Below are 22,741 nucleotides of genomic sequence, written 5' to 3'. Positions count from 1 at the left end.
CCGGAGCAATGGAGACAGCAGATGGAACGGCAATATCCCGGCAAGACGCACGACGTCACGAATCAGGTTCCGCCGCTTGCGAATTACAACCTGTTTGCCAGCGATGCCGCGCTCACCGCCGCCCTCGAACGCGAAGGCGCGGGCTGGCATCGGGACGCGCTGCTGCGTGATGGCGCCGCGCTCACCTCACCTGAAACGCTCGCACTCGCCGAACTCGCGAACCGCCACAAGCCCGAGCTATTCACCTACAGTCCGCGTGGCGAGCGCATCGACGCACTCGAGTTTCACCCCGCGTGGCACGAACTGTTGTCGTTGCTGCGACGCGAAGGTCTGCATGCGTTGCCATTCTCCGATCCGCAGCGCGGCGCGATGCCTGCCCGCTGCGCCGGCTACTTCCTGCATGCGCAACTCGAATCCGGCTCGCTGTGCCCAACGACGATGACTTTCGCCAGCATCCCCGTGCTGCAACGCGAGCCCGCGTTGTTCGACACGCTGCGCGACAAGCTCTACGCCCGCGAACACGACCCACGCGACCTGCCGCTCGCGCAAAAGGGTTCGGCGTTGATCGGCATGGGCATGACCGAGAAACAGGGTGGCTCGGACGTGCGCAGTAACCAGACGCGTGCCTTCGCCACGCGCGGCACTGGACGTGGCGCCGAATACCGGCTGGTCGGCCACAAATGGTTCTTCTCCGCGCCGCAGTGCGACGCGCATCTGGTACTCGCACGCACCGAGGATCACGAGGGACTGTCGTGCTTCTATGTGCCGCGCTTCGCGCCGGACGGTAGCAAAAACACCGTGCAGATCCAGCGTCTGAAAGACAAGCTCGGCAACCGTTCGAACGCCAGCAGCGAAGTCGAATTCCTCGACGCGTTCGGCATCCTGATTGGCGATGAAGGGCGCGGCGTGCCGACCATCATCGAAATGGCCAACTACACGCGGCTCGATTGCGTGATCGGCAGCGCCGCGCTGATGCGTGCGGCGCTGGTGCAGGCAATTCACCACGCGCGGCATCGCAGCGCCTTCGGGCGGCACCTCGTCGAGCAGCCGTTGATGCGCAACGTGCTCGCCGATCTCGCGCTGGAGTCGGAAGCCGCCACCGTGCTGTTCATGCGTCTCGCCCGCGCGTTCGAAGACAGCGCCAGCGTCCCCGAGGAGCGCGCATGGCGCCGCATCGTCACGCCCGCGGCGAAGTACTGGGTCTGCAAGCGCACGCTCGAATTCACCGGTGAGGCGATGGAAGTGTGGGGCGGCAACGGTTATGTCGAAGAAGGACCGATGGCGCGCTTTTATCGCGAGGCACCGGTCAACTCGATCTGGGAAGGTTCGGGCAACGTGATGTGCCTCGACGTGCTGCGCGCCATCGAACGTGAAGCCGAAGCCGCGCAGGCACTGTTCGCCGCGTGGCAGTCGGACGCGCAGGCCCACCCTGCATTGCGTGCGGCGCTGGAACGGTTGAGCGCCATGCTGCACGGCGCGCCAGAATCGCGTGAAGCGTCGGCGCGGCGCATCGCGCAGCAGATCGTGCTGATCGCACAGGCCACCTTGCTGCTGCGGCACGCGCCAGCAGCCGTAGCCGATGCGTTCATCGCAACCCGGCTCGGTGACGAACGCGGCGAAGGGGGGCGCGTGTACGGCACGCTGCCCGCCGGCTTCGATCACGCGGCCATCGTCGAACGGGCGTTCCAGGTGTCATGACATGAGTGAACCCGTGCCACTCGCCGGATCATCAAAAGACTGAATCACCGAAACGAAACAAAACAAAGCGCGGTCCACCGCGCCCCGACATCAGCAAGGGAGACAGCATGAAAAACGATTTGCCGGAGCTTGCGTCGCTCGAAGCCCTGCTGCGCGAGCAGCGTCACGCGTATCTGCGCGCGCCCTACCCGTCATGGGAAACCCGCGCGACGCATCTGAAGGCCCTGCGCGCCATGCTCCTCGACCATCGCGACGCACTCGCCGACGCGATGAACGCCGACTTCGGCAATCGCGCCAAGGAAGAAGTGTTGCTCGCGGAATTCCTGCTGCTGAAAGGCGAGATCGACGGCGCGCTCAAGCACGGCAAACGCTGGATGAAATCGCAGCGACGCAGCACCAACAAGTGGCTGCTGCCTGCACGCGCCAAGGTGGTGCCGCAACCGCTCGGCGTGGTGGGCATCATCGCACCGTGGAATTACCCGGTGCTGCTTGCAGCGGGTCCGCTCGTCAGCGCGCTCGTGGCAGGCAATCGCGCCATCATCAAGATGTCGGAGCTGACGCCGCGCACCGCGGCATTGTTCGAACAACTGATCAGTCGCACCTTCGCGCGCGACCACGTGGCCGTGGTGAATGGCGACGCCGCACTCGCCGCCGCATTCAGCGCGCAGCCGTTCGATCACATTCTTTTCACCGGTTCGACCCGAGTCGGGCACGAGGTCATGCGCGCGGCGGCCGAGCATCTGACGCCCGTTACGCTCGAGCTGGGCGGCAAGTCGCCGGCCATCGTCGGGCCACAGGCACGCTTCGACAACGCGGTGGATAACCTCGTCGCCGGCAAGACGCTCAATGCCGGGCAGACCTGTGTCGCGCCGGACTATGTGCTGGTGCCGCGCGGCAAGGAGCAGGCGTTCATCGAACGGGCGCGCACCCGGATGAGCGCGATGTACCCCGGCTTCGCGACCAACCGCGACTACACGTCGATCATTTCCGAGCGTCACTTCGCCCGTCTACAGCGCCTCGCGGATGAAGCCGTAGCCGCAGGCGCGCAACTGCATCTGCTCGCCGATGGCGCAGCGGATGCTGCCGCGCGACGTTTCCCGCTCATGGCCGTGACGAACACGCCCGATACGTGCGCGCTACTGCAGGAAGAAATCTTCGGACCGCTGCTGCCCGTCATCCCGTACGACACGCTCGACGAAGCGATCGCCTACATCAACGCGCGTCCCCGCCCGCTCGCACTCTATCTGTACGACGACGACGCGGCGACCATCCGCCGCGTTGAGCGCGAAACCATTGCGGGCGGCATGGCGGTCAACGAAACGTTGATGCATCTGGCCTGCGAAAGCCTGCCGTTTGGCGGGGTGGGAGCGAGCGGGATGGGCGCCTATCACGGCTACGACGGTTTCGTGACGTTCTCGAAGATGAAACCGGTACTGACCCAGGCCCGCTGGAATGGACGCGGGCTGATCGCGCCGCCGTACGGCAAGCGCGTCAAGGCGTTGTTGAAGTTGATGATGCGCTTTTAGGCGCACCGGTTTGTTTCAGCCGCCCGGTGCATCCGTGGCGGCAGGACGTTGAGCATTCGAGGCCGCCGTTTCGGCTGCCGTCGCGACCACGTCGACGACGTTCGACGGCGTCTCGTCGGCAGCGCCGCTTTCCAGCCGATGCAGCCACGCCAGCAATTCCGCCACCGCCTGATAAAGCTGCGGCGGAATGCGTGAGTCGAGGTCCACCTGCATCAGCAGCGACACCATTTCCGGCGCCTCGTGCACGTACAGGCCGGCTTCCTTCGCGCGCTGCACGATCATGTCGGCGACCAGCCCATAGCCCTTCGCGATCACGCGCGGTGCGTGGTCGTTGCCCTTTGCGTCATAGACGAGCGCTGCGGCGCTGCGGCGTACCGTGCGGCTCATCACAGGTCCCAGTCGAAATCGTTGTCGGCTTTCTGGAGCGGACGCTGCGCACGCGTCGTGCGTTCGCCACGGGCACTGCGACGCTCGGCCGGCAGCACTTCCGTGGCCGGCGCCGAGCGCGCGTAAGCCGATGCCGCCGCGGCCTGCGCGGCAGCCGCAGCGGCCGCATTGAACGCGCTGCCGGGCGAGCCGCCGCCAATCTCACGGATCGACAGGCCGCTCAGTTCGATCCCAGCCGCCGCCAGGCGCTGCCGGAATCCTTCGCTTTGACCGCTGAGCCGCGCGGCGCCGAGCGGACTCGCCAGCACGCGCGCCGCGAGTCGGGTGCCGGTGAGCGTCAGTTCGGCGTCGACGGTGCCGAGCAGCGGCAGCGACAACGTAAGACGGGTGCGCCACGGATAGTCCTGCTCGCTGGCGGCGCCACCGCCGCTGCGCTGCCATTCGTCGCCGTCCTGCTGGATGGTCCAGTCGAGCTTCGCGCCCGGCCACGCTTCGCCGGTCCAGCGGAACTGACCGGTCGCGAGCATATCGAGCTGCTGGCGCACCAGCGGCACCGTGGCGGCGTCGATGGCAGCCGCCACGGATTGCGTGGCCTGGGTCGGCGTGTCGCCGAGCCCGACGCTCGCGGCGTGCAGCGCGGCGCGGTCCGGTTGCGATGAGAGTTCCGTTAGGGAATCGGCGAGCATCTCCGAGGCTGCAAAGCGCGCCGCCTGCGGCGTCTGGATCGACGGCATGACGCGGGCATTGGCGCTATCCGCGGTCGCGCCGCTCTGTGCAGTGCCGGCGCGCCCCGGTTGCTGCGACGCAGCCGTCGAAGACGTAGCCGAGCCATTGCCGGGCTGAACGACCTCGGCATCGGCGGCCCAATTGAGCGGCAGTTGCGTCGCGCCATCGGCAAGGCGGTTTTGCGGTTCGCTGGCCAGATCCGCCGGGGTCAGTTGACCCGCCAGCCATTGCGCCAGATGCGCTTCGTAGAAAAGGCCGCTGCCCGCCACGGTCTGTTCGAGCGCCGCCGCCAACGCGGCCACCGGCACAGGGGATGCCGCCACATTGGCCGCCGTCACGTTCGCGGCGCCGGCGGGATCGGCGGAGGCGCTGGCCGCTTGCGCGGCTGCGGTATTCGCGCCACCCAGGCCCGAGGCCGAGCCCGCGCCCGCGGAAAACAAGGCCGCCGCATCCGCCTGGCCGCTCAGCGATTCAAATAAGGGGAGTTCGGTGATTTCGACGTCGAGCGCCGGCGCCGCCGGCCAGATAGGCGCCTGGCCGACCACGGCCGGGGTCGCTTCGCCGCCGGACAGCACGATCGCATTGAGCGTCAGCGCAATGGCCGACAGCGCGGTTTGCGCGGAGGCTGGCGGTTCGGTGTTGCCGGATATATCAGGCGTGGCCGGCGTGTCGACGCCGACCGTGGACGCGCCGGCCTGTGCCGTGCTGGTCGCGCCGGGTGCGATGTTGAGCAGACTGTCGACCCGGCTCGCGAGCAGCGAAGCGATGGCCGTGTCGATTCCGTTCATGCCGGTTCCTCGTAAGAAAACGCCGTCGCGTTTTCATCTCTTCTTCTGGCTGCGCACGGCACGCGCAGACCTGGATGCGCTCAGCCTGCGCCGTACAGTTCCTTCAACACGCGCGCCTGGCGGCCGGCGAACAGCGCCGACAGCGTCGCCATGCGTGGGTTCGCGAGATCGCGGATCGCCGCGTCGTCGGCGAGAATCTGGCGGATCAGGTCGAATTTGCGGGCGCGTTCACGCTCATTGAGCCGCACGCCGGTTTCCGCTTCCTTGAGCGCGTCGACCAAATGTCGGTATTCCTCCTGCAACAGCACCAGATCGTTCCAGAGAGCGCGGCGCGCGGTTGTCAGCATGCGTGCGGATATCGCTGCGATTGCCTCGTAGCGGGCAAAATATTCTGTATTCGATGTCATCTCACACTTTCCGCGGCTGGCTGTGTCGCCATCCGCGCGATCTCCGGAGCTATCCCGATCCAGGCTTCCTCGAGCGTGGCCAGCAAGCCGTCCACTTCGACCAGCATCGCTTCGCTCGTCTTTACGTTGGCCTCGAACAGCCGCCGCGTCATATACCCGTACAGCGCATATAAACGCTCCGCAACCTCGCCGCCCGCCTCCACGTTGAGCGACGACTGCAGCCCGCTTTCGATGATCCGGATTGCCTTGCTGATCGCCTCTCCGCGCGCCGCCACCGAGCGCGGCCCGTTCTGCTGCAGGTGCATGCGCGCCTGAGCAATGGCCTGCCGGGCTCCCTGGTACAGCATCACGATCAGACGGTGCGGGCTTGCGCCCAGCACGCCCGTCTCGACGCCGACACGTGCATATGCGTTGGCTCCAGCGTGTCCCGGGGAAAACATCGGCGCTTCTCCTGTCGTGCGGATTCGGAAAGTTTGAGATGGCATCCGGACGCATGATTCGCGTCCGGATTTCTGCCTGTACCCGGGTTATCGGATAGGCAGCCGGAAAGCTTTAGGCCGCGGTAAGGAGGTTTAAGGCGGAATGGGGCGAATGCTTACTCAGCATGCAAACCGTCTGACGCCCGACAAGCGGGCATCAGAACGATTGCGGTGAGAATGCGCGGCGGCACCCGTCAGACTGACATCTGCATGATGTCGTTATAGGCAGACACCAGTTTGTTGCGCACCTGCAGACCGAACTGGAAGCCGAGATTGGCTTTCTGACCGTCGATCATGACGTCGTTCAGGGACACATTGGGAGCGCCCACTTCGAACGCCTTTGCCTCGCCCACGGCGTGCTGCTGATCGTCGCTGATCTTGTCGAGCGACGACTTGAGCGCCGCCGCAAAACCGCTCGAATTCGCGGCGTTGGTCTGGTCGGCTGCTGTCTCGGTGCCGCCGGCTGCCTGCGCCGCCATCGACTGCATCTGTTGCAGCGCCGACGAGAGCGCGTTCACGGGCATGGTCATTGTTCTCTCCAGAAGGAAGGTCGACCGGCATGGCGAACCCCGCCGATCTGAGCGAAAGCATAGCAGCGGGGGTTTGGCGAAAGCCGCGAAAGTAGGGGGGAAACCCCGCTCTATTCGAGCAATCGGCTTGTGTGCGCCTGCGCATAATTCCAATCGTGAAAGTCTCTGTCCATGCGCCTCGCCGACCTCGGTGAAGTGGCAGGCAGGACCCCAGGCATCCCCCCGGAGATACCCGACGCATGGATTCGTCAGCCAACTCGTTGATCAACCCCGACGCCCGCATGGGCCTCGCCGGCACGCAGCCGGGCGCAGGCGCGCCCAGCGCCGGCCAGGCAGGCGGCGCCGCGGACCTTAGCGGCGGCGGTCTCGGCGGCAACCTCAGCGGCAACTTCACCCAACGCCTGTCCGGCCTCACGCAGATGCGCGGCAATCCGCGCGCCCCGCTGATCTTCGCGGTGGCCGTGCTGGTGGCCGTGGTGGTCGGGTTGTGGCTGTGGTCGCGCGCCCCAGACTACAAGGTGCTGTATAGCAACCTGTCGGATCAGGACGGTGGTTCGATCATCGCCGCGCTCCAGCAGGCCAACATTCCCTACAAGTTCTCAGACGGCGGCGGCGCCATCCTCGTGCCGGCCGACCAGGTGCACGAGATGCGTCTGCGGCTCGCCTCGCAAGGCTTGCCGAAGAGCGGCTCGGTGGGTTTCGAACTGATGGACAACGAGAAGTTCGGCATCAGCCAGTTCGCCGAACAGATCAATTACCAGCGTGCACTGGAAGGCGAACTGGAACGCACCATCGAATCGCTTTCCACCGTGCGCTCGGCCCGCGTGCATCTGGCCATCCCGAAGCCGTCCGTGTTCGTGCGCGACAAGGAAGCGCCGTCCGCCTCCGTGCTGGTGAATCTGTACCCCGGCCGTATGCTCGACGAAGGCCAGGTCGTGGCGATCACCCATATGGTGGCCTCGGCGGTGCCGGATATGCCGGCCCGTGGCGTGACCATCGTCGATCAGGACGGCAATCTGCTCACGCAACCGGCCTCCGCCGCCGGGCTCGACGCGACGCAACTCAAGTATGTGCAGCAGATTGAGCACAACACGCAGCAGCGCATCGACGCGATCCTCGCGCCGCTGTTCGGCGCCGGCAATGCGCACTCGCAGGTGAGCGCGGACGTCGACTTCTCGCAGGTGGAACAGACCTCGGAGAACTTCGCCCCGAACAACAACCCGTCGCAGGCCGCTATCCGCAGCCAGCAGACCAGCACCGACACCGAGCAGTCGAGTGGCGGCGCCTCCGGCGTGCCGGGCGCGCTGTCGAACCAGCCGCCGCAGCCGGCCTCGGCGCCGGTGAATGCGCCGAACGGTGCGGGCAACGGCGCGCCGTCGATCCCGATCAGCGACCGCAAGGACGCCACCACCAACTACGAACTCGACAAGACGGTGCGGCATTACCAGCAGTCGATGGGCGGCATCAAGCGTCTGTCGGTGGCGGTGGTGGTCAACTATCTGCGCGTCGTGGATGCCAAGGGCCACGCGACGATGCAGCCGCTCACCGCCGACAAGCTCACCCAGGTCAATCAACTGGTGAAGGACGCGATGGGCTTCGACGCGCAGCGCGGCGACTCGGTGAACGTGGTGAACAGCGCCTTCACGTCGGAAGTCGACCCGAACGCCGACCTGCCGTGGTGGCGCACGCCGGACATGATCGCGCTTGCCAAGCAGATCGCCACGTACGTGGGAATTGGCGCAGTGGCCTTGTTCCTCTACTTCGTGATGGTCAAGCCGGCCGTGCGCCGCGCTTTCCCGCCGCCGGCGCCGCCCGCTGCCGCCCTGCTGTCCTCGGACGAGCCGGTGCTGCTCGACGGCATTCCGGCAGCCGAGCGCAACGGCGTGACCGCCATCGAAGAGGGCGACACCGAACTGATGTCGTTCGAAAGCGAGAAACACAAATTCGAGCGGAACCTGGAATACGCACGCAACATTGCGCGCCAGGATCCGAAGATCGTAGCAACCGTCGTCAAGAACTGGGTGTCCGATGAGCGCTGAAGGCGTAGTGAAGAGCGCGCTCCTGCTGATATCGATCGGTGAGGAAGAAGCCGCGCAGGTATTCAAGTTTCTAGGCCCGCGCGAGGTCCAGAAGATCGGTGTGGCAATGGCCGCGCTAAAGAACGTGACCCGTGAACAGGTGGACGAGGTGCTGCTCGAGTTCGTGCGCGAAGCCGAACAGCACACCGCGCTGTCGCTGGATTCGAGCGACTACATCCGCTCGGTGCTGACCAAGGCGCTCGGCGACGACAAGGCCGGCGCGATCATCGACCGGATCCTGCAAGGCAGCGACACGAGCGGTATCGAAGGCCTCAAGTGGATGGATTCCGCTGCGGTGGCCGAGCTGATCAAGAACGAGCACCCGCAGATCATCGCGACCATCATCGTTCACCTGGATCGCGATCAGGCCTCCGAAATCGTCTCCTGCTTCACCGACCGGCTGCGCAACGACGTGCTGCTGCGTATCGCCACGCTCGACGGCATCCAGCCGGCGGCGCTGCGTGAACTGGACGACGTGCTGACGGGCCTGCTGTCGGGCAGCGACAACCTGAAGCGCAGCCCGATGGGCGGCATCCGCACGGCCGCGGAAATTCTCAACTTCATGTCGAGCAACCACGAAGAAGGCGTGATCGAAAACGTCCGCCAGTACGACGCGGAGCTGGCGCAGAAGATCATCGACCAGATGTTCGTGTTCGAGAACCTGCTGGACCTGGAAGACCGCGCGATCCAGTTGCTGCTGAAGGAAGTCGAGTCGGAAGCGCTGATCATTTCGCTCAAGGGCGCACCGCCCGCGCTGCGTCAGAAGTTCCTCTCGAACATGTCGCAGCGGGCCGCGGAACTGCTCGCCGAAGACCTCGATGCACGCGGTCCGGTGCGCGTCTCCGAAGTGGAAACGCAGCAGCGCCGCATCCTGCAGATCGTGCGCAATCTGGCGGAAAGCGGTCAGATCGCGATAGGCGGCAAGGCGGAAGATGCGTATGTCTGATCAGGAAACCACGCGCAAGGTGAGCCTCTCGGCCTATCAGCGCTGGGAAATGGCCTCGTTCGACCCGGTGCCGCCCGCGCCGCCGGCCGAACCCGAAGTCGACGAAGGCGCTTTCGAGGCCGAGCTGCAACGTCTGCGCGACGCCGCGCACGCCCAGGGCGTCGCCTCCGGCCACGTTGCCGGTCAGGCGCTCGGCTATCAGGCTGGCTACGATCAGGGACATGCGCAAGGTTTTGCCCAGGGCCAGGCCGAAGCGCGCGAAGAAGCCGCACGGCTCGCCGCGCTCGCGGAAGCCTTCAAGGCTGCGCTCGACGGTGCCCAGCACGGCATTTCGGAAACGCTGGTTGCGCTCGCACTGGACATCGCCCAGCAGGTGGTGCGCCAGCACGTACAACACGACCCGGCTGCGCTGATCGCCGCCGCCCGCGAAGTGCTGGCCGCCGAGCCCGCGCTGATCGGCGCACCGCATCTGGTGGTGAGCCCGGCTGACCTGCCGGTGGTCGAAGCGTATCTGATGGAAGAACTGCAGGCGCGCGGCTGGTCCGTGCGCACCGACCCGGCGGTCGAGCGCGGCGGTTGCCGCGCCCACGCCAGCACCGGCGAAGTGGATGCCGGTATCGAGACACGCTGGGAGCGCGTCGCCGCTGCACTCGGCAAGGCAAGCACATGGTAAAGCCGACCATCGAAGAGATCCGCGCCAGCGATCTGACGCCGCTCGAACAGGAGCTGGCGCTGGCCTCTTTCGGGGCCGAGGCGCTGGCCGCCGAACCGCTCGAGAGCACGCACGGCTCGCACGCTGCGAATGCCTCGCATGCCCCCCATGCCAAAGCCGCCCCGCGCGATCCGCGCCACGGTCACACGGCCGCGACGTTCGCCCCTGCGAGCCGCGACTCCGCGCCGGCTTCCAGCGTGAACCTCGGGCACGCACACGCTTACGCGCCGGACCCCGCGCTGGCCGACAATCCCCATATGAACGCCTGGCGCGCGCACTTGGACGGGCTGCGCGCACGTAACGCGCTCGCCAAGCCGATGCGCGCCTGCGGACGCCTGACGCGCGCTGCCGGTCTCGTGCTGGAAGCGGTTGGACTGCGCCTGTCGGTGGGCGCGGAAGTCATGATCGAGTTGCCGCAGGGCAGCTCGCTGCCGATGGCCGAAGCCGAAGTGGTGGGCTTTGCCGGCGACAAGCTGTTCCTGATGCCGACTACTGAAGTGATCGGCCTGTTGCCCGGCGCCCGTGTCTATCCGCTCGAAAGCGCGCCGATCGCCGATCCGATGGCCGGTGCAAAGCGTCTGCCGGTGGGCTGGGAACTGCTCGGGCGCGTGCTCGACGCCTCCGGCCGTCCGCTCGACGGGCTCGGCCCGCTCGGCACGAAGATGGACGCGCCGCTCTCCGCGCCGACCATCAACCCGCTGAACCGCGAACCGATCCACAAGGTACTCGACGTCGGCGTGCGCGCGATCAACGCGCTCCTCACCGTAGGACGTGGCCAGCGCATGGGCCTCTTCGCCGGATCGGGCGTCGGCAAGTCGGTGCTGCTCGGCACGATGGCGCGCTACACCAGCGCCGAAGTAATCGTGATCGGGCTGATCGGTGAACGTGGCCGCGAAGTGAAGGAGTTCATCGAACAGATTCTCGGCGAAGAAGGTCTGGCGCGCTCCGTGGTGATCGCAGCGCCGGCCGACGTGTCGCCGCTGCTGCGGATGCAGGCCGCCGCCTATTCGACCTCGCTCGCCGAATATTTCCGCGATCAGGGCAAGCACGTGCTGCTGCTGATGGATTCGCTGACCCGTTACGCGATGGCGCAGCGTGAGATCGCGCTGGCCGTGGGCGAGCCGCCCGCGACCAAGGGTTATCCGCCTTCCGTGTTTGCCAAGCTGCCGGCGCTCGTCGAGCGCACCGGCAATGGCCCGGCGGGCGGCGGTTCGATCACCGCGTTCTATACCGTGCTGACCGAAGGCGACGACCAGCAGGACCCGATTGCCGACTCGGCCCGCGCGATTCTGGACGGCCATATCGTGCTGTCGCGCTCGCTGGCCGAAGCCGGCCACTATCCAGCCATCGACATCGAGGCCTCGATCAGCCGCGCGATGACCGCGCTGATCAACGACCCGCATCTGGAAAAAACGCGTCTGTTCAAACAGATGCTGTCGCGTTACCAGCGTAACCGCGACCTGATTAACGTAGGCGCCTATTCGAGTGGACGCGACGCGTTGCTCGACCGGGCGATTGCCTTGTATCCGCGCATCGAAGCCTTCCTGCAGCAGGGCTTTCGCGAGTGCGCGGACTTCGATGGCAGCCTGCAAAGACTCAACGCGCTGTTTGCCCAAGGAGGCTAACGATGGCGAAGCACTTCCCGATCAAGACCTTGATCGACCTCGCACAGGACGATGTGGACGCCGCCGCGCAACGCCTGGGCCGTGCCCAGCGCGAAGCCGCCGATGCGCAGACGCAGCTCGACGCCCTCGTGCGCTATCGCGACGAGTATCACGCGCGCTTCACGAATTCCGCGCAATCGGGGATGCCGGCCGGCAACATGCGCAACTTCCAGGCCTTTATCGACACGCTCGATGCGGCGATCGAACAGCAGCGCAGGCTGGTGAACGTCGCCAATGGCCGGGTCGAGACTGCCAAGCCGGACTGGCAGCGCAACAAGCAGAAGCTCGGATCGTACGAAGTGTTGCAGGCACGCGGCGATGCAGCGGAAGCGCAGAAGCATGCGCGCCGCGAACAACGCGACGCCGACGAGCACGCCGCCCGGATTCTGCGGATGCGTGCCGAAGGGGCTTGATGGGCGGTGGTTGCCGTGTGGCGGCTTTGATGCCCCGCCCCCGCGCGATGCACCGCTCGTCGGCGTTGCCGTTCGCAGCGCCGGTATCAGCACCGTTGTCAGCACCCTTATTAGCACCCTTAGCCAGCCCGCGTTGATGTCCGTAAGCGATTCAACCGTTTGATCATTCAGTAGCTCATTTGCTGCAAACCCCGCCGGGCCGGTTCGTTCCGGACGCCTGGCGATTGACTGGATAGACAGGATCAGCCATGTCGCCACTTTCGTTAATCAGTGCGCTGTTCAGTTCGTCGGACAGCACGCCGACGAGTTCGTCAGCCGACGCCGCGAGCGCACTGCCGTTCTCGCAGACCTTGCAACAGAGCATCGACTCGCAGAACGACGCGTCGCAAAGCGCCAGCAGCAGCGCGTCGAGTGCGCCGTCGACCAGCACGTCGTCTTCGTCCTCGGCGTCGTCTTCCGCTTCGTCGGCTTCGTCCGCGTCGTCGTCGGGTAGTCAGAGTGCCTCATCGTCTAGCGCGTCGAACGCGTCGGGCAGCCAGGCATCCAGCAGCTCGAATTCTTCGTCAGACAGCAGCCAGGGCAGCAGCACGAGCACGGCGTCGTCTGACAATGCGCAGCAGACCACGGGTCACAGCAGCACCACGACACACCGGGGCGATGGCAAGTCGAAGACGGCCAGCAACGGCAACGCGACGACTTCCGCCGCGGCGGCCGCGCTCGCTGCCCAGTTGAACGCCCAGGCGCAGCTTCAGGCGAGCGCCGCCAACGCGGCCGGCGACACGACCACGGACGCCGGCACAGACGCAGCGGACGGCACGATCGCAGCAGCCGGCACCGCCGCCACGACCGCAGACGACACGCATACAGGCAAGAAGGCCGGACTCGATGCAAAGACAGCAGCCGACGCCTTGCAGGCCGCGCTGGCCGCGATGAACGGCGCGCAGGGTGCGGTACCGACCCAGGCCGCAGCGGTGGGCACGGCAGCGAATGCAACCGCGGGCACAGCAGGCGCGAGCGCCGATGCGGGCGTGTCGCTGCACGCATCGACGAATGGCAAGACGCTTGCCTCCGGGACGATGCTGGGCGACGCCAAAAACAAGCTGGGCGAAAAGCTGGACGCAACGACGACGGCAAGCGCGTCAGGCTCCACGGATGCAGCAGCGGCAAAGAGTGCGGCTGACGCGCTGGCCAGCGCGAACGCGACCGGCACGCAGACCGCGGATGCGACGCTCAAGAGCACGACGGATGCGACGAATGCCGCGCTGGCTGCGACTCAGGCGGCGGCCGCCAGTGCGACGACCGCCGCGACGCAGGCCACGAACCCGGCGGCGGCAGCCGCAGCCGCAGCCGCGACGACTTTGGCGCCGACGGTTGGGAGTTCCGACTGGGAAGATGCGTTGGGGCAGAAAGTGGTGTTTCTGACGAACGCGCATCAGCAGAGCGCGGAGCTGACCTTGAACCCGAAGGATCTCGGACCATTACAGGTCGTGCTGCAGGTTGCCGATAACCATGCACATGCGTTGTTTGTTTCGCAGCATGCGCAGGTGCGGGAGGCCGTCGAGGCGGCCCTGCCGAAATTGCGTGAGGCGATGCAGTCGAACGGGATTGGGTTGGGGAGTGCCAGCGTGAGTGATGGGTTTGCTGGCCAGGCTGGGCAGCAGCAACAGGGCTCTTCTGGTCGTTCCTCCCGGCAGTCTGGTGGTTTTGCCTCCGGCGGGGATGATGGCTCTGGTGACGATTCTTCTGTCGTTGCTAATGTTGCCGTTCGGCGGTCTGTGGGGTTGGTGGATACGTTTGCTTAGTTTTTTTGTCTTGCAGACGGCTGGATAGGTGGCCTTTCCTTGTTTTCTTATCGGTTTATTTGCGTCGCCGTTTGATCGCCGTGCGGCGTTGGCCTTTCCTTGTTTTGCTTTTGGTTTATTTGCGTTGCCCCTGTGCGGGGCAGCACCTACTTTTCTTTGCCGCCGCAAAGAAAAGTAGGCAAAAGAAAGCGGGCTCAAACCGCCAGCTTGTAGGTGTCTCCCCCCGCCGCTCACCCGGCATTGGTCCGAGACGAGATCGTCTCCCACTCACCCAGCTTTCGCGGCACAGCAGTCATTCATCCCGACTACGCACTCCGTGCGTCGCCGGTCCGGTCAACTAAAGGCCTACGCGCTTCGCGCGTGGCCGCACGTTTCCGTGCGTGACCCTATCGGCTTGCCCCCCAAGTTTGGCGTGGGCGGCACAGCTGGCACCGGTGGGGTTATGCCCGTCAACGGAGCGCGGAGCGCGAAGTGGAGCGGATGATGGCTTTGTCACGGGGGCGGGTGGTGCGAGGGAGGGTCTCGTCTCGGACCACTTCGGGTTGAGGCTAGTGGTGGACACCTAAAAGTTAGCGGTGTGAGCCGCTTTCTTTTGCCTACTTTTCTTTGCGGCAGGCAAAGAAAAGTAGGTGCCGCCCCGCACAGGGGCAACGCAAATAGACCGATAAGAAAACAAGGAAAGGCCAACGCCCGAAGAGCAACAACCCGAAAAACCCCAACCAGACCGACAAAAGACAAACAAAGACCAACATCCGAAGAACGACCACCAACCCGGCAGAGCCAATAAAACAAAAGGCAAACCCAGGATTACCCCCCAAACGCCCCTCTTTTCGACCCATCAAGCGACGCTTGAATCAACAACAATTCAATCTACCCGCTCTAAGGCAAGCAAGAACATGGCATCGACCACCGCAAACCCGCAAGGCAACATTCAGCCGGCCGCTCCCGGCCCGATGAAGCGCATTCTCCTGATCGTGCTGATCGCCCTGATCGCGGCAGGCGCGGCCGGCGCCGGCGTCTGGTTCTTCATGTCCCGGCATGCGCCAGCCCCCGCTGCCGCGCAACCCGCTGCGCCCGCACCGGCGCCGCTGCCGGTGTTCTTCCCGCTCGAACCCATGACCGTCAATCTGCAATCCGACGACGGCCAGCAGCACTACCTGCGGATCGGTCTCACGCTCAAGCTCAGCGACGCCAAGATCCAGCAGGAACTCACCGATCACATGCCCGAAGTGCGTAGCCGCATCCTGCTCGCGCTATCGAACAAGCACCCGGACGACCTCGCGCCGCTCGACGGCAAGCGCGCGCTCGCCACGGAACTCAAGACACTCATCGAACAGCCCACCGACAAGGGCGATGCGCCCGTCCAGATCGAAGACGTGCTGTTCACCGAATTCGTCGTGCAGTGACGCTGCGTAACGCTGCTGCCATCATCAACCCCCAAGGGACGCACGAGGAATAGGAATGGGCCACGAAGAGTTCATGTCCCAGGAGGAGGTCGATGCCCTCCTCAAGGGCGTCACCGGCGAGTCCGACGCGGATTCGGAGCAGCATGACCGCTCCGGTGTCCGGCCGTACAACATCGCCACGCAGGAACGCATCGTCCGCGGCCGGATGCCCGGCCTCGAAATCATCAACGACCGCTTCGCGCGTCTGCTGCGTATCGGTCTGTTCAACTTCATGCGGCGCACCGCGGAAATCTCCGTCGGGCCGGTGAAGGTGCAGAAGTACAGCGAATTCACCCGCAACCTGCCGATCCCGACCAACCTGAACCTGGTCCACGTGAAGCCGTTGCGCGGGACGTCCCTGTTCGTGTTCGACCCGAATCTGGTGTTCTTCGTGGTCGACAACCTGTTCGGCGGCGACGGGCGCTTCCATACCCGCGTCGAGGGCCGTGACTTCACGACCACCGAACAGCGCATCATCAGCAAGCTGCTCAACCTGGTGTTCGAGCACTACACGACTTCGTGGAAAAGCGTGCGGCCGCTGGCGTTCGAGTACGTCCGTTCGGAAATGCACACGCAGTTCGCCAACGTCGCGACACCCAACGAAATCGTGATCGTCACGCAGTTCTCGATCGAGTTCGGCTCGACCGGCGGCACGCTGCACATCTGCATGCCGTATTCGATGATCGAACCGATCCGCGACGTGCTGTCGTCACCCATCCAGGGCGAGGCCGCTGATGTCGACCGCCGTTGGGTGCGGGTGCTGTCGCAACAGGTGCAGGCTGCGGAAGTGGAACTGAGCGCGGATCTCGCGACCATCCCGATCACGTTCGAACAGATTCTGAATATGCGCAAGGGCGATGTGCTGCCCATCAACATCCCCGAACACATCACCGCAAAAGTGGATGGCGTGCCGGTGATGGAATGCGGCTACGGTATTTTCAATGGTCAATATGCGTTGCGGGTCCAGAAGATGATCAGCGCAGCGGACACGATGAAGGAAGGTGGATATGACTGAGCTGAATGCAACGCCTGGCGCGGAGCTGCCGCCCGTCGAGGCGCAATTGGGCAGTATCGATGCGGCTTCCGACGACGTCGCGCTCGACGATTGGGCCAGCGCCCTCGCCGAGCAGAACGACAACGGCGCCGTGAGCGCGACGACGGCCGGCGTGTTCCAGCCGCTCTCGAAGGTCGAACCGAACTCGACGCGCAACGACATCGACATGATCCTGGACATTCCCGTCCAGATGACCGTCGAACTCGGGCGCACCAAGATCGCGATTCGCAACCTGCTGCAACTCGCGCAGGGTTCGGTGGTGGAACTCGACGGCCTGGCAGGTGAACCGATGGACGTCATGGTCAACGGCTGCCTGATCGCTCAAGGCGAAGTCGTGGTGGTCAACGACAAGTTCGGCATCCGCCTGACCGACATCATCACGCCGTCCGAGCGGATCCGGAAGCTGAATCGATGAAACGCTTTGCCGGACGCTGTGCGCGTCCTGAACGGAACGAGGGCGATGGCTTGCGGTCGCTGTTCATCCAGACCCGGCTTGCCGTCATCGCTGCTCTCGGCGGCGTGTCGACCCTGGCGCTCACTCCGCTCTGCGTCCGCGCGGCCGACTTGAATGCCGTCAATCACGCCGCGCAGATGGCCTCCACCGTAGGCGCCGGCACCGCGGTTCCGGCACTCGGCGTGGGCGCGGTGCTGCAAACCGTGTTTGGCCTCATCGCCGTGATTGGTCTCGTGTTTGCCTGTGCATGGCTCGCGCGCCGCTTCGGTCTGCAGCCTGGCGGCAGCCGGGGTGGTCTGGTGAAGACCATCGGCGGCGCATCGCTGGGTGGCAAGGAGCGCGTGACGGTCGTCGAGATTGGCGATACCTGGCTCGTACTGGGCGCCGCCCCCGGCAATGTGCGTCTGCTGCACAGCATGCCGGCAGGTTCGACCGGAGCGGACAGTTCTTCCACCGGCACCCTTGCACGCGACATCCATACCGGCGCCAGCACCACGCTGCCCGGCACCTTCGGCCAACGCTTCCGCGAGGCGCTCAAAGGCGAAGTCGGCAAGCACGTGGGCAAACGTTTCAACCGGCCAGACGGCGGGGATCAGTAAATGCAGTTCAGTCATCACACCGGGCGCGACGCGTCCGCCGCGTTGCGCGTCGGCTCGCACGACCTCCCGCACGACGCTTCGCACGGTATCTCCGACGCTCGTTCAACTCGCGGTCAGCGTGTGCGTGCGATGCTGCGACACGTAGCCCCCTTCGCATCACTGGCACTACCCGTTTTCGCCGTCCTGTTGATGATGCTGCCGTCGTCGTCGTTCGCGCAAACGGCCGGCTTGCCCGCCTTCAATACGAGTCCCGGACCGAACGGCGGCACGACCTATTCGCTGAGCGTGCAGACGATGCTGCTGCTCACGATGCTGTCGTTCCTGCCGGCGATGGTGCTGATGATGACGAGCTTCACGCGCATCATCATCGTGCTGTCGCTGCTGCGTCAGGCGCTCGGTACCACGACCACGCCGCCGAATCAGGTGTTGATCGGTCTTGCGCTGTTTCTCACGTTGTTCGTGATGTCGCCGGTGTTGGACAAAGCTTATAACGACGGCTACAAACCGTTTTCCGAAGGCTCGATGCCGATGGATCAAGCCGTCACGCGTGGCCTTGCGCCATTCAAGACCTTCATGCTGCGGCAAACCCGCGAAACCGATCTGGCGCTGTTCGCGCGCATTTCGCACGCGCCGCCCATGCAAGGTCCTGAAGACGTGCCGCTGCCGCTGCTGGTGCCGGCCTTCGTTACGAGCGAACTGAAAACCGGTTTCCAGATTGGCTTCACGATCTTCATTCCGTTCCTGATCATCGACATGGTGGTGGCCAGCGTGCTGATGTCGATGGGCATGATGATGGTGTCGCCTTCGACGATTTCCCTGCCGTTCAAGCTGATGCTGTTCGTGATGGTGGACGGCTGGCAGCTACTGATCGGCTCGCTCGCGCAGAGCTTCGTCTAGCGGGCCGATTTAACCAGTCTGACTGGTTCGGCTTCTTCTCTCAACAATCACTGCTTCCGGCTCACTCATCATGACACCCGAATCCGTCATGGCTATGGCGCACCAGGCGATGTACGTCGCCTTCCTGCTGGCCGCGCCGCTCCTGCTGGTCGCGCTGGTGGTCGGTCTGGTGGTGAGTCTGTTCCAGGCCGCCACGCAGATCAACGAAAGCACGTTGTCGTTCATTCCGAAACTGCTAGCCATCGCCGTCACGCTCGTGATTGCCGGCCCGTGGATGATGACGACGATGCTCGACTACCTGCGTCAGATGCTCACCAACATTCCGACGCTCACCAACTGACGTCCGCGCCCGCGCACACGCCCCCGCCCCTGCCATGTTCTCCGTCACTTACGCGCAACTGAACACGTGGATGACCGCGTTTCTGTGGCCGTTCGTGCGGATTCTCGCGCTGGTGGCGACGGGGCCGGTGTTCGGCAACATGTCGGTGCAGACTGCGGTGAAAATCGGCCTGGCCGCGTTCATCACGCTCATCGTTGCGCCGACTCTCGGCCCCATGCCGCAGGCCACGGTATTTTCCGCGGTGGGCGTGTGGATCATGGTGAACCAGTTTCTGATCGGTGCGGCGCTGGGTTTGACAATGCAGGTCGTCTTCACTGCCATCCAGGCGAGCGGCGAGTTCGTGGGCCTGGGCATGGGCCTTGGCTTCGCGACCTTCTTCGATCAGCAGGCCGAAGGATCGAGCGCCGTGCTGTCGAGCTACCTCAACGTGTTCGCGATGCTGGTGTTTCTCGTCCTGGATGGGCATCTGCAGATGATCAGCGCGCTGATCGCGACGTTCCAGTCTGCACCCATCTCCGGGGACCTGTTAGGCGCGCCGGGCTTTCGTTCGTTCGTGACCTGGGGCAGTACGATTTTTTCGTCGGGGCTGTTGCTGTCGTTGCCGGTGGTGGCGGCGTTGTTGATTGCCAACCTCGCGCTCGGTATTCTGAATCGCGCAGCGCCGCAGATCGGCGTGTTCCAGATCGGCTTCCCGCTCACCATGCTGGTCGGCATGTTGCTGCTGCAACTGATGGTGCCGAACATGATCCCGTTCTTTGCGAGACTTTTCGATAGCGGGATTGAGAGGATGGGGGTGGTGGCGGCGGGGTTGAGGTAGGTGTCGGTGCCTGGTGCGACGCTCAAGTATCTAACTGCTCAGACAGCCAGGTCCCATCGCCTGTTAGCGTTCCTACCCGCTTCTCCTTATAGTCGTAGAATAGCCACTGATCTTCATATCGATCGCCCTCTTCCAGGTATGGCCATGTCACTAGTTCCGCGCCAAGATCGAATCGGAAGACCGTCTTTACCTCTGTCGGCGAGACCTCGACCGACAGCAGTTTTTGCCCATCTAGATATTGCAAAGCTTCGTTGATGGAGTTGCTCGACGCTTCGTTGTCTGCAAGGTGCAAGCCGTTCGAGCTTATGGCCCAGTTGCACATATAGATCCAGAGATGCCACCGCCCAGACACGACTACTCGGCGACGGTCTATGGACTTGCGTACGTCAGGCAAGTCCGTTCGCGGTGAGCGCAACTCCTGGATCCGCAGGTGAGGGTCACCGTACTCGATAGTAAGAAACGATCCGACGCCTTTGCGGACCTGCCAAGCAGGCAAGCCACAGACCTCGGAAAAAGCGTTTCTTATAGGATCATGTAACGTGGGCATATTTCACCAAGACGGCTCGCCATGCAGTCTCTTGATCTAATTCGTTGACGGAAGAAACCGCAGATCGACGTGAGGCTTTATGTGTAGCGATGCTAGAGCCACCATCTGGTTCGGCTTAAGAGCAGCGCCATCAGGTGTTGAGCGTGGAAAGCAAGTACGGATTCGCGACGCCGCCGCTCCATCTGCGCGCTTACGCCCTTACATCGACGTGACATAAGTCAACCTCGTCATCAGAACACGGATAACTGACCGTTTCGAGAGCCATCCCGCAATCGGCTAACAGTCTCAACGTTTGCGATGATGCCGAGAACGAAAATACGATCGTCTCACTCAATTTATAAAATATCGCGATACGCAAAATGTTATTTGAATTTTCGTCGAATCCGCACTTCAGCAGAGTGCTCAGAAAATTTTGAATTTCTGCATCCACATCATCGACAACCTGTTCCGTGGGCGAGAGCCAAACATGAAGCTTTTTCTTCCCATCATGCCCCTCTCTCTCTTCAACGGAAAAAGACTTCTTTCATTCTGTCGATCTGCACAGCCTTCAAACCGTGGAATTGCGCATCAACCCAGATGTTAAGTTTCATATACTGTCCTAACGATGGCTTTCGCGAGGCGCCGCATCATTTGCATTGAGGGCCAGGCTTGCCTAGTCTTAACCACTCTAAATATGCAGCGCGTGCTTCATCCTTGGGCACTTGGCCATTGGGTCCCTTTTCTCCATTCATATTGCCACTGTCGCGATACCAACTCCAAAAGTTTCGTGGGAGCCCATATAGCTGATCTCAAGGCCCCAGTCCAAACGGATCACTCAGCGAAACAGGATCCCCACCCACATAAGCATACGCATTGGTCTGCCCACTGGCCCACCCAACCGGGTCCTCACTGATGAACCGCGAGGTCACCGGGTCGTAATACCGGTTCCGATAGTAATACATCGGTACTGCAGCGGCGCGTCACCGTTCACAGTTGGGCGACCGGGTCGTAGCCACATTTCTCGAATAGACCGAACAACATGATCCGGCCAAGATGTGGCTTTTTCGTCGTTACCAAAACTCAGGATTGACTTCGTAGAAATGTTCCGTCCGGGTTAATCGCCTCTTCGTCCTTGCGAGTAGGGTAGAATTTTTTCTTATCTTCCAACTCATAGAAAATTATTCCATGTATGCCTTGAGCGTCCACTTTCCTTATGCGGCGGCGCCAAATTCTTTTAAATGCCTCGTCCAACTCGTCTGGATCGCCCGACTCATATATCTCATCAATGAATGCCACGTCCTGACCAGAAGGAAAAATCAGGCCAAACTCTTCGTCTGTCGCCGAAAATATGTCGTACACGCAATTAACCGCTCCATCGACGATCTGTATATTTTTCACAGTTATTCCTTAATCAGGGAGTGCAAATCTGTCGCCATTCGTGTTCGCACTCTTGCGCGGCTTCGAATACCCACAACGATCGCTGACTAATTTCCGGGCCTATATTTCCCGCCGGGATACATGTTTCCATACTTACCGCCCGGTCCTTGTATGTCCCAATGTGGATCGCCGTGCGCTCGGCCGCCCTGTCCAGTCGGACACCAGACGTTCCCATCGGCATCTTCCCATCCCCATGCAGAGCCTCCCCGCCCTGGATTCGGATTGGGTACCCAATTTTCACCCCCTTTGGGGTCTTGAAATCCGTCCGCCGCTGAGGGCTTACCAGGCGCCTTCGGTCCGTTCGGATCATAGGCATTTCCTGGAGGCTTGGCCGACGTGATTCCGTTGACCAGGTCGTTAAACCAAGGTGGAACACGACCACCCGTGCCCGGCCCGACACCCGGCACAGGTACTGGTGTAATCGGAAAGGCCCACTGCAATCCCGACGGATCACTCAGCGAAACCGGATCCCCACCCACATAAGCATACGCATTGCTCTGCCCACTGGCCCAGCCAACCGGGTCCTCACTGATGAACCGCGAAGTCACCGGGTCGTAATACCGGTTCCGATAGTAATACAGCCCTGTCGGATCATTCTCCCGCCCGGTGTACTGCTGCGTGTTCACATCCACGGCACCGGTTCTTGTAGTCGCCCCATACGGCTGGTACGTGTACTGCGTCTGGCTCTGCTGGTTTGCATCCGTGAGCGCGATCACGTTGTTGTTCGCATCGCGCAGGATGAAGCGGTCCCCGCTGGCATCATCGCCAATGCGGCGGAACGTCAGCTCATCGAGTCCGCTCTCCGGGTACGGCGAGAACAGGCGCATACGGTGCGCCCAGTCGTTATCCGGAATCGTGAAGCTCAGTTCGTCGCCGATCCAGAACGACTGCGTCCGGTGCCCGTTGACGGTCTGGTCGCCGCGCCGCCCGTCCATGTCGTAGACAAAGCTCGCGCTCACCGTGCCGCTGATCTGCGCGAGCAGGTCCTGCCCATTCCAGCCGTACTGGTTCACCCC

General features: G+C 63.4%; 24 protein-coding genes. 15 read left to right on the top strand and 9 right to left on the bottom strand.

The window, feature by feature from the left end; genetic code table 11:
- Window positions 1-21 precede the first annotated feature (21 nt).
- Together D0B32_RS31660 and D0B32_RS31655 are read left to right on the top strand one after the other, a co-directional pair.
- A complete protein-coding gene (locus D0B32_RS31660) occupies window positions 22-1,698 on the top strand; it encodes an isovaleryl-CoA dehydrogenase (protein ID WP_117338358.1) in 1,677 nt (558 codons plus the stop codon).
- Window positions 1,699-1,805: 107 nt separating this feature from the next.
- Complete coding sequence (locus D0B32_RS31655) at window positions 1,806-3,224, top strand: coniferyl aldehyde dehydrogenase (RefSeq protein ID WP_117338356.1); 1,419 nt, start codon at window positions 1,806-1,808, stop codon at window positions 3,222-3,224.
- 15 nt (window positions 3,225-3,239) lie between these two features.
- On the opposite strand, the gene D0B32_RS31650 is transcribed toward D0B32_RS31655, so the two are convergent.
- From D0B32_RS31650 to fliE, 5 genes are all read right to left on the bottom strand, one after another.
- Window positions 3,240-3,611, bottom strand: coding sequence for an EscU/YscU/HrcU family type III secretion system export apparatus switch protein (locus tag D0B32_RS31650; RefSeq protein WP_117338355.1), 372 nt, complete (start codon window positions 3,609-3,611; stop codon window positions 3,240-3,242).
- On the bottom strand, window positions 3,611-5,125 hold the full coding sequence (locus D0B32_RS31645) for a flagellar hook-length control protein FliK (protein ID WP_117338353.1): 1,515 nt from the start codon (window positions 5,123-5,125) through the stop codon (window positions 3,611-3,613). Before D0B32_RS31645 ends, D0B32_RS31650 begins: the two co-directional genes overlap by 1 nt.
- Before the next feature lie 80 nt (window positions 5,126-5,205).
- On the bottom strand, window positions 5,206-5,532 hold the full coding sequence (locus tag D0B32_RS31640; RefSeq protein WP_117338351.1) for a flagellar protein FliT: 327 nt from the start codon (window positions 5,530-5,532) through the stop codon (window positions 5,206-5,208).
- Entirely contained in the window at window positions 5,529-5,972 is a 444-nt protein-coding gene (fliS, locus tag D0B32_RS31635) for a flagellar export chaperone FliS (RefSeq protein WP_117338349.1), read from the bottom strand. The genes D0B32_RS31640 and fliS overlap by 4 nt, the downstream gene beginning before the upstream one ends.
- A gap of 233 nt (window positions 5,973-6,205) precedes the next feature.
- Window positions 6,206-6,541 (bottom strand): flagellar hook-basal body complex protein FliE, encoded by a 336-nt coding sequence (gene fliE, locus D0B32_RS31630; RefSeq protein WP_117338347.1) that lies wholly within the window; start codon window positions 6,539-6,541, stop codon window positions 6,206-6,208.
- Window positions 6,542-6,780: 239 nt separating this feature from the next.
- On the opposite strand from fliE, the gene fliF reads away from it, so the two are divergent.
- From fliF to fliR, 13 genes are all read left to right on the top strand, one after another.
- Window positions 6,781-8,580: a flagellar basal-body MS-ring/collar protein FliF gene (fliF, locus tag D0B32_RS31625; protein ID WP_117338345.1), complete on the top strand. Its 1,800-nt coding sequence runs from the start codon at window positions 6,781-6,783 to the stop codon at window positions 8,578-8,580.
- On the top strand, window positions 8,570-9,565 hold the full coding sequence (fliG, locus tag D0B32_RS31620) for a flagellar motor switch protein FliG (protein WP_117338343.1): 996 nt from the start codon (window positions 8,570-8,572) through the stop codon (window positions 9,563-9,565). The genes fliF and fliG overlap by 11 nt, the downstream gene beginning before the upstream one ends.
- The gene (gene fliH, locus D0B32_RS31615) at window positions 9,552-10,238 is read left to right on the top strand and encodes a flagellar assembly protein FliH (RefSeq protein WP_404935629.1); all 687 of its coding nucleotides are present in this window, start codon (window positions 9,552-9,554) and stop codon (window positions 10,236-10,238) included. Before fliG ends, fliH begins: the two co-directional genes overlap by 14 nt.
- Window positions 10,232-11,902 (top strand): flagellar protein export ATPase FliI, encoded by a 1,671-nt coding sequence (gene fliI, locus D0B32_RS31610; protein ID WP_117338339.1) that lies wholly within the window; start codon window positions 10,232-10,234, stop codon window positions 11,900-11,902. The genes fliH and fliI overlap by 7 nt, the downstream gene beginning before the upstream one ends.
- A gap of 2 nt (window positions 11,903-11,904) precedes the next feature.
- Entirely contained in the window at window positions 11,905-12,354 is a 450-nt protein-coding gene (gene fliJ, locus D0B32_RS31605; protein ID WP_117338338.1) for a flagellar export protein FliJ, read from the top strand.
- Between the two features lie 248 nt (window positions 12,355-12,602).
- On the top strand, window positions 12,603-14,156 hold the full coding sequence (locus tag D0B32_RS31600; RefSeq protein ID WP_117338336.1) for a flagellar hook-length control protein FliK: 1,554 nt from the start codon (window positions 12,603-12,605) through the stop codon (window positions 14,154-14,156).
- An 896-nt stretch (window positions 14,157-15,052) separates the two neighbouring features.
- The gene (fliL, locus tag D0B32_RS31595) at window positions 15,053-15,562 is read left to right on the top strand and encodes a flagellar basal body-associated protein FliL (protein ID WP_117338334.1); all 510 of its coding nucleotides are present in this window, start codon (window positions 15,053-15,055) and stop codon (window positions 15,560-15,562) included.
- 55 nt (window positions 15,563-15,617) lie between these two features.
- Window positions 15,618-16,616: a flagellar motor switch protein FliM gene (gene fliM / locus D0B32_RS31590; RefSeq protein ID WP_117338332.1), complete on the top strand. Its 999-nt coding sequence runs from the start codon at window positions 15,618-15,620 to the stop codon at window positions 16,614-16,616.
- Complete coding sequence (gene fliN / locus D0B32_RS31585; RefSeq protein WP_117338330.1) at window positions 16,609-17,070, top strand: flagellar motor switch protein FliN; 462 nt, start codon at window positions 16,609-16,611, stop codon at window positions 17,068-17,070. Before fliM ends, fliN begins: the two co-directional genes overlap by 8 nt.
- The gene (fliO, locus tag D0B32_RS31580) at window positions 17,067-17,708 is read left to right on the top strand and encodes a flagellar biosynthetic protein FliO (RefSeq protein WP_117338328.1); all 642 of its coding nucleotides are present in this window, start codon (window positions 17,067-17,069) and stop codon (window positions 17,706-17,708) included. Before fliN ends, fliO begins: the two co-directional genes overlap by 4 nt.
- 129 nt (window positions 17,709-17,837) lie before the next feature.
- Window positions 17,838-18,605, top strand: coding sequence for a flagellar type III secretion system pore protein FliP (gene fliP, locus D0B32_RS31575; protein WP_117338475.1), 768 nt, complete (start codon window positions 17,838-17,840; stop codon window positions 18,603-18,605).
- A 70-nt stretch (window positions 18,606-18,675) separates the two neighbouring features.
- On the top strand, window positions 18,676-18,945 hold the full coding sequence (gene fliQ, locus D0B32_RS31570; protein WP_117338326.1) for a flagellar biosynthesis protein FliQ: 270 nt from the start codon (window positions 18,676-18,678) through the stop codon (window positions 18,943-18,945).
- 34 nt (window positions 18,946-18,979) lie between these two features.
- A complete protein-coding gene (fliR, locus tag D0B32_RS31565) occupies window positions 18,980-19,762 on the top strand; it encodes a flagellar biosynthetic protein FliR (RefSeq protein ID WP_117338324.1) in 783 nt (260 codons plus the stop codon).
- Between the two features lie 22 nt (window positions 19,763-19,784).
- Here fliR and D0B32_RS32405 read toward each other — a convergent pair whose 3' ends face one another.
- From D0B32_RS32405 to D0B32_RS32815, 4 genes are all read right to left on the bottom strand, one after another.
- A complete protein-coding gene (locus D0B32_RS32405; protein WP_147329593.1) occupies window positions 19,785-20,084 on the bottom strand; it encodes a hypothetical protein in 300 nt (99 codons plus the stop codon).
- A 1,013-nt stretch (window positions 20,085-21,097) separates the two neighbouring features.
- A complete protein-coding gene (locus D0B32_RS31555) occupies window positions 21,098-21,250 on the bottom strand; it encodes an RHS repeat-associated core domain-containing protein (RefSeq protein WP_117338321.1) in 153 nt (50 codons plus the stop codon).
- 118 nt (window positions 21,251-21,368) lie between these two features.
- Entirely contained in the window at window positions 21,369-21,686 is a 318-nt protein-coding gene (locus D0B32_RS31550) for a hypothetical protein (protein ID WP_117338319.1), read from the bottom strand.
- 86 nt (window positions 21,687-21,772) lie between these two features.
- On the bottom strand, window positions 21,773-22,741 hold a 969-nt coding region (locus tag D0B32_RS32815), incomplete at its 5' end, for a polymorphic toxin type 37 domain-containing protein (RefSeq protein ID WP_259295230.1).

The sequence above is a fragment of the Paraburkholderia sp. DHOC27 genome, assembly GCF_003429005.1.
Classification (GTDB): domain Bacteria; phylum Pseudomonadota; class Gammaproteobacteria; order Burkholderiales; family Burkholderiaceae; genus Paraburkholderia.
Note: the sequence above shows the minus strand (reverse complement) of the source record. Positions and strands in the feature narration are given on the sequence as shown.

Coding starts and splice junctions, on each gene's coding strand:
- D0B32_RS31660 (WP_117338358.1), top strand. CDS start 22: ATGGAACGGCAATATCCCGGCAAGACGCACGACGTCACGAATCAGGTT.
- D0B32_RS31655 (WP_117338356.1), top strand. CDS start 1,806: ATGAAAAACGATTTGCCGGAGCTTGCGTCGCTCGAAGCCCTGCTGCGC.
- D0B32_RS31650 (WP_117338355.1), bottom strand. CDS start 3,611: ATGAGCCGCACGGTACGCCGCAGCGCCGCAGCGCTCGTCTATGACGCA.
- D0B32_RS31645 (WP_117338353.1), bottom strand. CDS start 5,125: ATGAACGGAATCGACACGGCCATCGCTTCGCTGCTCGCGAGCCGGGTC.
- D0B32_RS31640 (WP_117338351.1), bottom strand. CDS start 5,532: ATGACATCGAATACAGAATATTTTGCCCGCTACGAGGCAATCGCAGCG.
- fliS (WP_117338349.1), bottom strand. CDS start 5,972: ATGTTTTCCCCGGGACACGCTGGAGCCAACGCATATGCACGTGTCGGC.
- fliE (WP_117338347.1), bottom strand. CDS start 6,541: ATGACCATGCCCGTGAACGCGCTCTCGTCGGCGCTGCAACAGATGCAG.
- fliF (WP_117338345.1), top strand. CDS start 6,781: ATGGATTCGTCAGCCAACTCGTTGATCAACCCCGACGCCCGCATGGGC.
- fliG (WP_117338343.1), top strand. CDS start 8,570: ATGAGCGCTGAAGGCGTAGTGAAGAGCGCGCTCCTGCTGATATCGATC.
- fliH (WP_404935629.1), top strand. CDS start 9,552: ATGCGTATGTCTGATCAGGAAACCACGCGCAAGGTGAGCCTCTCGGCC.
- fliI (WP_117338339.1), top strand. CDS start 10,232: ATGGTAAAGCCGACCATCGAAGAGATCCGCGCCAGCGATCTGACGCCG.
- fliJ (WP_117338338.1), top strand. CDS start 11,905: ATGGCGAAGCACTTCCCGATCAAGACCTTGATCGACCTCGCACAGGAC.
- D0B32_RS31600 (WP_117338336.1), top strand. CDS start 12,603: ATGTCGCCACTTTCGTTAATCAGTGCGCTGTTCAGTTCGTCGGACAGC.
- fliL (WP_117338334.1), top strand. CDS start 15,053: ATGGCATCGACCACCGCAAACCCGCAAGGCAACATTCAGCCGGCCGCT.
- fliM (WP_117338332.1), top strand. CDS start 15,618: ATGGGCCACGAAGAGTTCATGTCCCAGGAGGAGGTCGATGCCCTCCTC.
- fliN (WP_117338330.1), top strand. CDS start 16,609: ATGACTGAGCTGAATGCAACGCCTGGCGCGGAGCTGCCGCCCGTCGAG.
- fliO (WP_117338328.1), top strand. CDS start 17,067: ATGAAACGCTTTGCCGGACGCTGTGCGCGTCCTGAACGGAACGAGGGC.
- fliP (WP_117338475.1), top strand. CDS start 17,838: ATGCTGCGACACGTAGCCCCCTTCGCATCACTGGCACTACCCGTTTTC.
- fliQ (WP_117338326.1), top strand. CDS start 18,676: ATGACACCCGAATCCGTCATGGCTATGGCGCACCAGGCGATGTACGTC.
- fliR (WP_117338324.1), top strand. CDS start 18,980: ATGTTCTCCGTCACTTACGCGCAACTGAACACGTGGATGACCGCGTTT.
- D0B32_RS32405 (WP_147329593.1), bottom strand. CDS start 20,084: ATGTGCAACTGGGCCATAAGCTCGAACGGCTTGCACCTTGCAGACAAC.
- D0B32_RS31555 (WP_117338321.1), bottom strand. CDS start 21,250: ATGTATTACTATCGGAACCGGTATTACGACCCGGTGACCTCGCGGTTC.